The sequence below is a fragment of the Mesorhizobium sp. WSM4819 genome (assembly GCF_055811215.1).
This window is the reverse complement of the sequence record NZ_JBVVQO010000018.1, coordinates 14720-26775: the sequence shown is the minus strand read 5'-3', so window position 1 is coordinate 26775 and position 12056 is coordinate 14720. Positions and strand designations below refer to the sequence as shown.

The 12056-nt window shown below is 62.9% G+C and carries 11 protein-coding genes and 1 tRNA gene; 5 read left to right on the top strand and 7 right to left on the bottom strand.

Annotated elements, in window-relative coordinates; translation table 11 throughout:
* The first annotated feature begins 24 nt into the window (after nucleotides 1-24).
* The gene (gene rnd, locus AC0L18_RS17640; protein ID WP_023798439.1) at nucleotides 25-1176 is read left to right on the top strand and encodes a ribonuclease D; all 1152 of its coding nucleotides are present in this window, start codon (nucleotides 25-27) and stop codon (nucleotides 1174-1176) included.
* Between the two features lie 38 nt (nucleotides 1177-1214).
* Here rnd and AC0L18_RS17635 read toward each other — a convergent pair whose 3' ends face one another.
* Complete coding sequence (locus AC0L18_RS17635) at nucleotides 1215-1754, bottom strand: hypothetical protein (protein ID WP_473493533.1); 540 nt, start codon at nucleotides 1752-1754, stop codon at nucleotides 1215-1217.
* A 25-nt stretch (nucleotides 1755-1779) separates the two neighbouring features.
* On the bottom strand, nucleotides 1780-3282 hold the full coding sequence (gene guaB, locus AC0L18_RS17630) for an IMP dehydrogenase (RefSeq protein ID WP_027154663.1): 1503 nt from the start codon (nucleotides 3280-3282) through the stop codon (nucleotides 1780-1782).
* Between the two features lie 637 nt (nucleotides 3283-3919).
* Between guaB and AC0L18_RS17625 the strand changes: the two genes are divergently transcribed.
* Nucleotides 3920-5341 (top strand): MFS transporter, encoded by a 1422-nt coding sequence (locus tag AC0L18_RS17625; RefSeq protein ID WP_473493532.1) that lies wholly within the window; start codon nucleotides 3920-3922, stop codon nucleotides 5339-5341.
* 228 nt (nucleotides 5342-5569) lie between these two features.
* Here AC0L18_RS17625 and AC0L18_RS17620 read toward each other — a convergent pair whose 3' ends face one another.
* Entirely contained in the window at nucleotides 5570-6265 is a 696-nt protein-coding gene (locus AC0L18_RS17620) for an RlmE family RNA methyltransferase (RefSeq protein WP_236389620.1), read from the bottom strand.
* 136 nt (nucleotides 6266-6401) lie between these two features.
* Nucleotides 6402-7772: a Ppx/GppA phosphatase family protein gene (locus AC0L18_RS17615; protein ID WP_473493531.1), complete on the bottom strand. Its 1371-nt coding sequence runs from the start codon at nucleotides 7770-7772 to the stop codon at nucleotides 6402-6404.
* Nucleotides 7773-8282: 510 nt separating this feature from the next.
* Here AC0L18_RS17615 and AC0L18_RS17610 point away from each other — a divergent pair.
* Both AC0L18_RS17610 and AC0L18_RS17605 read left to right on the top strand, forming a co-directional pair.
* A complete protein-coding gene (locus AC0L18_RS17610; protein WP_473493530.1) occupies nucleotides 8283-9215 on the top strand; it encodes a lysylphosphatidylglycerol synthase domain-containing protein in 933 nt (310 codons plus the stop codon).
* A 141-nt stretch (nucleotides 9216-9356) separates the two neighbouring features.
* A tRNA-Gln gene (locus AC0L18_RS17605) sits at nucleotides 9357-9430 on the top strand.
* 630 nt (nucleotides 9431-10060) lie between these two features.
* Here AC0L18_RS17605 and AC0L18_RS17600 read toward each other — a convergent pair.
* Both AC0L18_RS17600 and AC0L18_RS17595 read right to left on the bottom strand, forming a co-directional pair.
* Nucleotides 10061-10297 (bottom strand): hypothetical protein, encoded by a 237-nt coding sequence (locus tag AC0L18_RS17600; protein WP_473493529.1) that lies wholly within the window; start codon nucleotides 10295-10297, stop codon nucleotides 10061-10063.
* Between the two features lie 424 nt (nucleotides 10298-10721).
* The gene (locus AC0L18_RS17595) at nucleotides 10722-11081 is read right to left on the bottom strand and encodes a hypothetical protein (RefSeq protein ID WP_473493528.1); all 360 of its coding nucleotides are present in this window, start codon (nucleotides 11079-11081) and stop codon (nucleotides 10722-10724) included.
* A 166-nt stretch (nucleotides 11082-11247) separates the two neighbouring features.
* Between AC0L18_RS17595 and AC0L18_RS17590 the strand changes: the two genes are divergently transcribed.
* On the top strand, nucleotides 11248-11622 hold the full coding sequence (locus AC0L18_RS17590; RefSeq protein ID WP_473493527.1) for a hypothetical protein: 375 nt from the start codon (nucleotides 11248-11250) through the stop codon (nucleotides 11620-11622).
* A 145-nt stretch (nucleotides 11623-11767) separates the two neighbouring features.
* Here the strand turns inward: AC0L18_RS17590 and AC0L18_RS17585 are convergent, their stop codons facing one another.
* A complete protein-coding gene (locus AC0L18_RS17585; RefSeq protein ID WP_236378816.1) occupies nucleotides 11768-11962 on the bottom strand; it encodes a hypothetical protein in 195 nt (64 codons plus the stop codon).
* Nucleotides 11963-12056: the final 94 nt, after the last annotated feature.

Sequence of the window (12056 nt, the reverse complement as noted above, 5' to 3'; positions counted from 1 at the left end):
TTACACTTTGCCAAAAGCGATTTGATGCACGTCATCACTACCCAAAAAGAACTCGAGACCGCTCTCGCCGCGTTCGAAAAGTCGGATTTCGTCACCGTCGACACCGAATTCATTCGCGAGACGACCTTTTGGCCGATTCTCTGCCTGATCCAGATGGCAGCACCCGGGGTGACAGCGCTGATCGATCCGCTGTCACCCGATATCGACCTGAAGCCGTTCTTCAGGCTGATGGCCAACGAGGCGGTCGTCAAAGTCTTCCATGCGGCACGCCAGGACATCGAAATCATCGTTCATCTCGGCGATCTGGTGCCGCATCCGGTGTTCGACACCCAGGTGGCGGCGATGGTTTGCGGCTTCGGCGACAGCGTCTCCTATGACCAACTCGTCCAGAAGGTCACCGGCGCCCGGCTCGACAAGTCCTCACGTTTCACCGACTGGCGCCACCGGCCGCTTTCCGAAAAACAGCTCGACTACGCGCTTGCCGACGTCACCCATCTGATCGAGGTCTACCAGCACCTCAGCGCCGAGTTGGTGCGGGAAAACCGCGCCCACTGGCTGAACGAGGAGATGGACGTGCTGACCGCCCGCGAAACCTATGATCCGCATCCGGAGGACGCCTGGAAGCGGCTGAAGATGCGGCTGCGCAAGCCGCAGGAGCTGGCGATCGTGCAAGCGGTGGCGGCGTGGCGCGAGCGTGAGGCGCGCGAACGCGACGTGCCGCGCGGCCGGGTGCTCAAGGACGACGCCATCTACGAGGTGGCGCAGCAGGCGCCGCGCGATGCGGCAGCACTCGGCAAGCTGCGCACCACGCCGAAAGGCTGGGAACGCTCGGCGACGGCAACGGCGCTGCTTGGCGCGGTCAACAGCGCGCTTGCCTTGCCCAGGGAAGAGATGCCGAAGCTGCCGAAGAGTTTTCAGCCGCCCGAAGGCTCCAATGCCGCCGCTGAATTGCTGAAAGTGCTGTTGCGGATCGTCGCCGAAAAGGAGGGCGTCGCTTCGAAGGTGCTGGCCTCAAGCGACGACATCGACCGCATCGCCGCCGAGGGCGAGGACGCCGACGTGCCGGCCTTGCAAGGCTGGCGACGCGCCGTGTTCGGCGAGGCGGCGCTCAAACTGGTGCGCGGCGAGCTCGCCATCAAGTTCGACAAGCGCAAGATCGCGCTGTTCGATTTGTAGCATTCGCCAGACTTTCTCCCCTTGTGGGAGAAGGGCAGTCAGCGCTGTTTCTGAGCGGCCAGGTGGAAAACCGCGATGACGATCACCGGTATCGCCAGAAGCGCGAATTTGATGACGATCAGCGCCGAGGCGAAGGACAGCGAGTCCGGATTGGCCGACAGGAAATCGGAGAGCATGCGGGCCACCGCGATGTTCTGCGCATAATCGGCAAGCGTGTAGGGCAGCACCAGGACGAGCGCGAACAGCGACTGGAGCTGGGCGGACAGAGCCCGGAAGTTCTTCAGCCGTCGCCCGGCGGCAAGGATCAGGCTGACCAATGTCAGCGACAGCAGCGCCGGGAACAGCAGGTCGAAGGTCAGGTAGTGCCAGACCAGGATGATCTCGCTGCCGCGACGCCCGAGTGCCGTCAGCCAGGCCATGCCCTCGTCCGGGGTGAACCCGGCAAAGCGCAAATCGAGCGACGGCAGGCCGCCGCTCAGCTGGCGGAAATAGAGGAACTCCATCACCGTCATGGCGACGAAAACCCCCGCGCAGACAAAACAGAGCGCGGCAGCGTGGCGCGACAGCCGCAGCATCATTGCCGTCAGGCTTCGTGCGAACTGGTTAGGCTCCGCCGGGGTAATTCGGGCTTTCGCGGGTGATCGTGACGTCATGGGCGTGGCTTTCACGAAGTCCGGCGTTGGATATGCGTACAAAGGTGGCGCGGTCGCGGAAATCGGCAAGGTCGCGCCCGCCGACATAACCCATAGCGGCTTTCAGGCCGCCGGCAAGCTGGTGCAGCACGCCGGACACAGGTCCTTTGTAAGGCACCTGCCCTTCGATGCCTTCCGGCACCAGTTTCAGCGTGTCGCGAACCTCGGCCTGGAAATAGCGGTCGGCGGAGCCACGCGCCATGGCGCCGACCGAGCCCATGCCGCGATAGGCTTTGAACGAGCGGCCCTGGTGCAGATAGACTTCGCCCGGGCTCTCGTCGGTGCCGGCCAGCAGCGACCCGATCATGGCGGCACTGGCGCCGGCGGCGAGCGCCTTGGCGAGATCGCCGGAATATTTTATGCCGCCATCGGCGATGACCGAGACGCCCGATTTCTGCGCCGTCTCGACCGCCGACATGATCGCAGAAAGCTGCGGCATGCCGACGCCGGCGACGATGCGGGTGGTGCAGATGGAACCCGGCCCGATGCCGACCTTGACGGCATCGGCGCCGGCATCGATCAACGCCAGCGTGCCTTCTGAAGTGGCGACGTTGCCGGCCAGGATGCGGACCGAATTGGACAGTTTCTTGGCCCGCGTCACCGCATCGAGCACGCGTTGCGAGTGACCATGCGCGGTGTCGATCACCAAAAGGTCGACGCCGGCATCGATGAGCCGCTCGGCGCGCTCAAAACCGTCATCGCCGACGCTGGTGGCGGCCGCCGCGCGCAAGCGCCCCTGCACGTCCTTGGTGGCGTGCGGGTTGAGCTGCGACTTCTCGATGTCCTTGACGGTGATCAATCCGACGCAATTGCCGCCGCTATCGACCACGACCAGCTTCTCGATGCGATGCTGGTGCAGGAGCCGCTTGGCCTCGTCCTGATCGACGTTCTCCTTGACCGTGATCAGGTTCTCACGGGTCATCAGCTCGTAGACTTTCTGGGCCGGGTCGGAGGCGAAGCGCACGTCGCGATTGGTCAGGATGCCGACCAGCCGTCCGACCGTGTGCCCGCCAGCGCCGCCATTCTCGACCACCGGAATGCCCGAGATGCTATAGGTGCGCATCAGCCCCAGGGCGTCGGCGAGCGTCGCATCGGGGCCAATGGTGACGGGGTTCACCACCATGCCGGACTCGAATTTCTTGACTTGCCGCACCTGCTCGGCCTGTTCGGCCGGCGAGAAATTGCGGTGGATGACGCCAATGCCGCCGGCCTGGGCCATGGCGATGGCGAGACGCGCCTCGGTGACGGTATCCATGGCGGCGGACAGGATCGGCACGTTGAGGTCGATGTCGCCGGCAATGCGGGTGCGGATATCGGTTTCGCCGGGCATGACCTCGGAATGACCCGGCTGCAGCAGCACATCGTCAAAGGTCAGCGCCAATGCGCCCGTGGACGTTTCGATAATCTTTGCCATGGCCAGCCCTCGGAATGCATGAAAAGCGCTGGACCGGGTGGACAGCGCCGACTCGTCTTCTTCCCTTTCAGGATTGGCGCTGGCTCGTAACACGTCCCGTCGCCGTTGAAAAGCCGATTGCTTGTGCACGACCGGGCCGCGAACTCAGCTTAACGCCTTTCGCGGTGACGGATGGCGACCGGCATTCACCGCTGCTCTGCTCTGATTGACTGTTGCCTGGGCAGGCCGGCGGGCAATCGCTTCAGGTTTGCGCCGCCCCTCACCTGCCTGCCGGCATCCTCTCCCCGTATAGTGACGGGAAGAGGGACGCCTTCGCAAAGGATTTCGCCAATCTCCAGCGTCGCAGAAAGAACGCCGAGGTTCCGGACAGCCCCTTCTCCCCGTCACTATACGGGGAGAAGTGCCCGGCAGGGCGATGAGGGGCGGTGCCGACGTCGAGAATTGGCTGATTTGCGCCAGCGACCCGCCGCCGAGGCGGTTTTTTATTTGGGCGCCATTCTTTGCCGGCTTCGAGCATGCCCGCTGCGCGGTCGCACAAATGTGACAGCAAGTTAAGGCGACATCCAACGCAACCCGTGGTAACCGCCCTGCCTGTCGGCTTGCCCCGGTCGGCAACAATCGAATCCGGACGCGCTCCATGAACCGCACCATTCCGCTTATCCTGGCGGTCGCCCTTTTCATGGAAAACATGGATTCGACCGTTATCGCAACGTCGCTGCCGGCGATCGCCGTCGACCTCCAGACCAGCCCGGTGGCGCTCAAGCTGGCGCTGACCGCCTATCTGGTGTCGCTGGCGGTGTTCATTCCGATCAGCGGCTGGATGGCCGACCATTTTGGCGCCAAGGCCGTGTTTCGCGCCGCAATCGCCGTGTTCATCGTCGGTTCGGTCGCTTGCGCGGTGTCGAATTCGCTGCCGGCCTTCGTGGTCTCACGCTTCCTTCAAGGCATTGGCGGCGCCATGATGACGCCGGTGGGACGGCTGGTGCTGGTGCGCGCCACGCCGAAGAGCGAGCTCGTCGCCGCGATGTCGTGGCTGACCGTTCCGGCATTGCTCGGGCCGCTCGTCGGGCCGCCGGTCGGCGGTTTCATCACCACCTATTTCAGCTGGCACTGGATCTTCCTGATCAATGTGCCGATCGGGCTGATCGGCATCTGGCTGGCCACGCGCTTCCTGCCGGAGACCGAAGCGGCGCCGACGCCGCCGCTCGATTTCATCGGCTTCGTGCTCAGCGGGCTGGCAGCATCGGGCATCGTTTTCGGCCTGTCGGTGGTCAGCCTGCCGGCATTGCCGCCGATTGCCGGCTTCCTCACCGTGGCTGTCGGGCTGGTTTCAGCCGTGCTTTACCTCCTGCATGCGCGCCGCGCCAAAAATCCGCTGCTGGCGCTCGAACTGTTCCGCAACCAGGTGTTCCGCGCCTCGGTCCTCGGCGGCGGGCTGTTCCGCATCGGCATCGGCGCCGTACCCTTCCTTTTGCCGCTGATGTTCCAGATCGGCTTCGGGCTGACGCCGTTCCAGTCGGGAATGATCACCTTCGTGGCGGCGATCGGCGCCATCGGCATGAAATTCGTCACCGCGCTGATCTTCCGGGTCGCCGGCTTCCGCCGCGTGCTGATCTTCGGCTCGCTGATCGCGGCGGCGTCGATTGCCATCAACGGCCTGCTGACGCCCGAGACGCCCTATCTGCTGATCCTCGCCATCTTGCTCGCCGGCGGCTTCATCCGCTCGATGTTCTTCACCGGCATCAACGCGCTTGCCTATGCCGAGATTTCGACCGCCGACACCAGCAGGGCAACGCCGATCGCCGCAGTGTTCCAGCAGCTGTCGATCGCGCTCGGCGTGGCGCTGGCCGGCGGCGTCCTGGAAGTGTCGACGACAATCCATGGCGGGGCGCTGACGCTGAGCGACTTCCACGTCGCGTTCTTCATTGTCGCGGCGGTGTCGGCCGCTGCATCGCTGTCATTCATGCGGCTGGCGCCCGATGCCGGCAACGCCGTATCGGGACATGGCGGGCTGACGGCGCCGAAGACGCTGGGGGTGTCTGGTCCGCAGGGCGGTTGAGGGCGGGCGGTGCAGAACCTTTTGGTGCCGGCGGGACAGCGCCCCCCTCTGGCCTGCCGGCCATCTCCCCCTCAAGGAGGGAGATTGGCAGCTTCGCCGCTCCGCGTACTCTTGCACCGTTGAAGGTTTGCGAAGACCGCGATGACGTCCGATCTCCCCCTTGAGGGGGAGATGTCCGGCAGGACAGAGGGGGGTGCTGTCCCGCCAGCGTTAAAAAGCTGAGGCAGCTTAACCCTTGAAATCTTTCGCCAGCAGATAAAGCTCCACCGACTCATCGCGCGAGGCTGGCGGCTTGACGTGGTGGACCGAGCGGAAATTCTGCTTGAGCCTGGCGAGCAATTCGTTCTCGGCGCCGCCCTGGAAAGTCTTGGCGAGGAAATGGCCGCCCGGCTTCAGCACCGACAGGGCGAAATCGGCGGCCACCTCGCACAGATACATGGTGCGGATGTGATCGGTCCGGCGATGGCCGGTGGTGGGTGCGGCCATGTCGGACAAAACGATGTCCGGCTGGCCGCCAAGCGTTTCAGCGAGCTTTTCCGGCGCCTGCGGGTCGAGAAAATCCATCAACAGCACCGGCGCGCCGGGCACCGCGTCCATCTCCAGATAGTCGATGCCGACGACATGCGGGTGTTCGGCCGTCGATTTCGTGCGCGCGGCGGCGACCTGGCACCAGCCGCCGGGTGCCGCGCCAAGGTCGATGACTTTCATGCCGGGCTTGAGCAGATGGTGCTTGTCGTCGATCTCGATCAGCTTGTAGGCCGCGCGCGAGCGGTAGCCGTCGGCCTTGGAGCGCTGGACATAGGGGTCGTTGATGTGTCGCTGCAGCCAGCGGCGCGACGATTCCTTCAGGCCGCTTTTCTTCTTGATCCGCGTTTTCAGCACGCGAATGCCGGCAGAGCCTGGTTTTTCCGGTTTCCTGGTCATTGCCTGACTTCTTGTTTGAGCATGATATTTTCCGAAAACCGGCTGCCACTTTTCGCTGACGCGGTCCTGCGGTTCGGGATCATGCATTCTGGTCTGAGCATGATCTTTTCCGAAAACCGGCTGCCACTTTTCGGGATCATGCTCTGCCACGCCCATTGTTGCGCCAGACACCGTCGTCGGCCATCAATTCGCTCAATATGCCCTCGCGCAGGCCGCGGTCGGCGACGCGCAGCCGCTCCGACGGCCACACCGCTCGGATCGCTTCCAGGATGGCGCAGCCGGCCAGCACCAGATCGGCGCGATCGGCGCCGATGCAGGGATTGGCGACGCGCTGCTGAAAATCCCAGCCGACCAGTTTTTCGACCATGCGGTCGACGCTGTCGCGGTCCATCCACAGCCCGTCGACGCGGCGGCGGTCGTAGCGGTCCAGGTCGAGGTGGACGCCGGCCAGCGTCGTCACCGTGCCCGAGGTGCCGAGCAAGTGGAATTTCGGGCTGGCGAGCACATGGCTCAGCCGGTCGCGCCCGTCGAAGGCGTGCAGGCGCACAGCCACATCCTCGACCATGGCGGCAAAGATCTCACGGGTGACGGCGCGGCCGCCAAAACGCTCGGCCAGCGAGACCACGCCGACCGGCAGCGACGTCCAGGAGACGATGTGGTTGGCGAGCCTCGGCGAGCGGTGGCCGGTGAGATCGATCAGCGCGATTTCCGAGGAGCCGCCGCCGATATCGAACAGGACGACGCCTTGCGTGTCGCGGTCGACCAGCGAGCCGCAGCCCGACACCGCCAGCCGCGCCTCGGTCTGGCGGTCGATGATCTCGAGTTTCAACCCCGCCTCGCGCTCGACGCGGTCGAGGAACTCTGCGCCGTTGGCGGCCGTGCGGCAGGCTTCGGTGGCGATCAGCCGGGCCTTCCTGATCTTGCGGCCGCGCAATTTGTCACCGCAGATCTTCAGCGCCTCGACCGCACGGTCCATCGCCGGCTGCCCGAGCCGGCCATTGGCGGTGAGGCCCTCACCCAGCCTGACGATGCGCGAGAAAGCGTCGATGACGCGGAACTGGCCGTGGCGCGTCGGCACCGCCACCAGCAGCCGGCAATTGTTGGTGCCGAGATCGAGTGCCGCAAACACCGGCAGTTCCTGCAGCGGCGGGCGGCGAGCAGCCGGCTCCGGCCGGCCTGGCGCAACCAAAGGCAAGGGCGCGACGATCGCCGCGGGCGGGCGGCTGGCTGGAGCGCTGACAGCAGCCGCCACTCCGGCCGCAGCGAGGCGAGCGTCGTCGCGCGCGAAAACCTTGCGGCCGCGCCGGCGTTTGCGCCGCTTCCTGGTCTTGGCCTTCTGGCCATTCTGATGCTGGGACGCGTCGCCTGCCTGTCCGTGACCGGACCAAGGCTGCACCGGGCGGCCATTGTGCCGGCCGGCGGATGGGCTTGCCTGGCCCGAAGGCGGCGGCGAAGCCCTGGACACGCCCACTTCCGGCGCGCCGGCGCCGGTGTCGTGGTCTTCCACTTCAGTTCCTTCCGGCGCCGCGCGAACCGGAGACCGGACGCAGCAGGCGCTTTCATGTGTTCCAAGTTGCCACCAGACTAGCAGCGCCGGGCCGGATCACCAAGAGCGCAGGGGTCGAATTTGTCGGCGGCATTGCCTCGCCGCTCCGCTCGGCCCGATGATGGCGGGACAGCGCCCCCTCTGTCCTGCCCTCTTTGCCAAAACTTGGCATCTCCCCACTTGGGGGAGGTCGGCCGTCACCGCCGCTTTCGCCAATCCCTACCGTCGCAGAAACGGGCGGAGCGCCAAAGCTGCCAATCTCCCTCCTTGTGGGGGAGATGTCCGGCAGGACAGAGGGGGTCGCGAAGGATCGCCAGCCTTTCCTTCTCCCGCAGCAGCGCCTTGCCGGTTGAATAGCCGGCTTCGATAAGGCATTTCTGAAATGGCGGGTATGAAACATTCGAAATCGCGGGCAGTTTTCCTGACGCGAACCGAACGGGCAACGGGGCTGCAACGCATGATCGTCACGCCATGAACTGGAGGCGTTATTTCTGGCCGGTCGTCGGCGTTGCGGCGGTCGTCTTCTCGCTATGGCTGCTGCTGCACGAGCTGCGCGGCATCTCGCTCGACGACGTCTGGGACGGCATCGTCGCCATCCCTGCCCGCGGCTGGGTGCTCGCCGCGTTGAGCTCGGTCGTCGCCTATGCGTCGCTGGCCGGCTATGATCACATCGCGCTGCTGCATATCGGCAAGAAAGTGTCGTGGCTGTTCGTCACCCTGTGCTCCTTCACCACCTACGCGCTGTCGCACAATATCGGCGGCTCGGTATTTTCAGGCGCGGTGATCCGCTACCGCGCTTACGGAACCAGGGGGCTGACCGGACAGGACGTCGGCATTCTGGTGGCGATCTGCTGGATTACTTTCGTGCTGTCGACGATCCTCGTCTCCGGCTTCGTGCTGGTCTTCGAGCCCAAAATCATCGACCGGTTCTCCGGCATACCGCACCATGGCCTGACCATGGCCGCGGGCGTCGCAATGCTGCTCGTGGTGGCGGCCTATGTCTTCGGCAGCTGGCTGCATCTCAGGCCATTGAAGATCGGCAGTTTTCAGGTCCATTATCCGGCCCTGCCGATCGTCGCGCGGCAATTGCTGATCGGCCCGATCGAACTTTTGGCGGCGGCGGCGATCATTTTCTTCGCCCTGCCGGAGGCTGGCAATCCCGGCTATTTCGTCGTGCTCGGCGTCTTCCTGGTGTCGTTCTCGGTCGCCCAGATCTCGCATGCGCCGGGCGGGCTCGGCGTGTTCGAGGTCGTCTTCCTGGCCGGCCTGTCGCATATGGACCCGGTCGGTGTGCTGGCAGCACTGCTGGTGTTCCGGCTGTTCTACCTGATCATCCCGCTGGTGATGGCGCTCGGCGTCGTGCTGTATTTCGAGCACTCGCAGCTCGGGCGGAGGGAGAATTGAGGGGCGGCTTTGAACCACGCCCTTATGAAACGTGCCGATTGAAATGCCTTCGGCAGGCTTGACTATTTTCCGACGGCGGCTACAAGGCACGCGCGGCGCCATCGTCGCCCTGCCCGCGCGGTTTTCTTCAACCGCGCCTGCTGGGGAATAGGTTAACGGTAGACCCACGGACTCTGACTCCGTTAGTCCTGGTTCGAATCCAGGTTCCCCAGCCAACAGTTTCCGCAACTAAATCAGTCCTTTATGCAGAACAAATCGCGACCGAAACCTGTTGCATGGGTTTTCCTGCCCTGTGGCGCGCAAACCCTTGCATTCCGGGCATGTCCCGCCCCGTACCTTTCTGTCCGTGCAACACGATTGCAACACGGATCAGCCAATTTGTTCCCGCCATGTTCCTATAGAGAGCGCGCCTTCGCCGGTGCCATTGCGGTGCCGAGCCTTTTCCAGTCCGGGATACATCATCCCGATGAACTCACGTCCAAAATGAACACTGGCTACGAGGATTGGCTAGGCGAGATCGGCGCTACCGGTCCTTTCATACCGCCCAAACTATCGTCCGAGGACCGTCTAGTAGGTGACAATATCTTGCCAGGATCGGACCGCAGAGGCAGGCCAGCGGTCGGCATCACGGCTTAGCTGACTTCGCCATCCGACAGATGATCTGTTTTGCGTCTAGGAGGTGCGTCGGGTCCGCTGTCGACGGCTCCAAAGCGCGAACGTTGCGCAACTGGACACTTCCGGGAGACAGCGGACTCAAACTGGGGCCAAGAGGGAACAAGGCCCTTTATGATCCCTATGCGGGGATCATTGTGATAACACCGGGCGGGTAACAAACGACCCGCACCTTATCGCCGATCTCTCTCGGCCAGCGCCTTTGCCTTGTCCTTGGTGGTCAGCACCGTGCGCCAATGCGGTTTTCGAACACGCTTACGATGTAGGTTGTCGTCGCCGGCATCTGCGGCGGAACTTTCCTTTTGATGGATGCGGCGCAAAAGATTTTGGGATCGAGCGAGAATGCGCCGGCTCTCCTCCATGACGGATCGCATCTCCGCAATCGTGGCCCGCGTGGCATCAAGCTGCAACCGCGACCTCTCTACGTACACGTTATCGATTTGCCACGGGTTCATTGCCGTAACTCACTGCGACTAGCGTTTTCGAGTTAGAAATCTGGCTTCCCGCATAAGTGACGGCCAGTCGGACCCGAGAAGAGCGATAAGCTCGCGAGCCTGCTCTTCGGTTATATTCGCCTCTTTAACCAAGCGCTGAACGATAGAGTCGTCAGGGGTCCCGCTGGGTGTTCTGTCCCTATCGTCAGCCATCGGAAAAAATCCTTAGGTAGCATAACGCGACCATTTGGACTGAGTTCCTCCACAATGACTTCCGCGATCACGGGATTACTCGGATCTCCCCAAGCTCGGTAGTATCAAGGCGGCGGACCCCAATCCGCTAGGCCGGCGCCCGACAAGGCAAACTACCCCAACGCCCCCCAAGTGGCGCCGGCCACTTTCAGCCCCCTCGTTCGAGAGTTGACTTCCAGTCGCGATTGCGCGCCCGATGCTGGCCTTCGTAGTCAGGAATGCATGTGAAGAACACCTGCCGTCGATCACGACCGGCAGCCTCGCAGTTTGAGCAGATAAAGAGCCCGACCAGGTCGTCATGCATCGAGCCGTGGTCACGGCCGAGCCTGTCAATCAGCGCCTGGATGTCGAGCTTCGTCGATTTGCAGCACATCGGGTGCGCACAATTGACATAGATGGTCTCGCGGGCGGCCAGGGTGTCGGCGGGGGTCTTTTGGGCATAGCGATCTCCGTTGAGGCTCGCCGCAACGGGGGAGGAATATAATCCTGAAAACGAGGGCGTCGGCAATAGGGGACGCCCACTCTTTGACATTGGGTTGATACTAGCTCAGGGGCCCCATTTCTTTCGGCCGGACTCTTTGCAACCTTCTCGCTATCGAGTGCGGCAACGGCGCGGCGTCTTGAAGCATCCGCTTCATCGGCTCGTTGCGTTTTTCGTCAGTGTGAGCACGAAAATGGAACGTCCAAAATCCGTATCGGAGATGATCGAGCGCTACGACAGCGATTTTTACGAGCCGATAGGGCGCTTGATAATGCAGTTTGGATTTCTGGAATTCCAGCTGTCCGCGCTTCGCGCCGACCAACCGAAGCAGCGGAAAGCGAACAACTTGAATAACAAAATCACTCTGTATGGTCAGATCATCGACCAACACACCACCGAACCGAATGACCTTGCCGAGCGCGGTCGCCTCGTCCAGCAGATGCGCGAACTCAACACGTTCGCAATCGTGTCGTTCACGGTCCGTGGAGCGTATACCTCGGAGAAAAGAAGGCTTGGCAGAAACTCTCAGTCAACCGGCAAAATGCAACACACCAATTCTTTGAGGTGACTGCCGATGTAATTCGGGCGGCTGCTAGCGACCTCGCGAAAATCCAGGTAGAGGCGTCTCACTTTGCCTTTGGCTTTCTAGTACCCAAAAAGGCATAGCAACGAGCGTGGCAGGCGACAAAAGACTAACGGCTGGGTAGCTCTGGCTACTTGCGCACGATCCATTCCAGCAAGTCAGGATCGACGTCATCGCTCCCGGTAAAGTCGCTGATCAAAAGCGCGGCAACCGACCGCCATTTGTCTTCAGGGATATTCTCTTCGATCACGGTTTTTATGAAGGCGCTGCGCAGGATATCGCAGTCAAAAACCGATACCTGGGCGTCTGCCTGGGCTTTCGCCATCTCAGCCCTCCTGCCTCTAGGGCGGAAGCACTGCCAGCTCCCAAGCGTCCGCGATGCCTCTATTCGGTACGGACGACGTTGGGATTGTACGCTT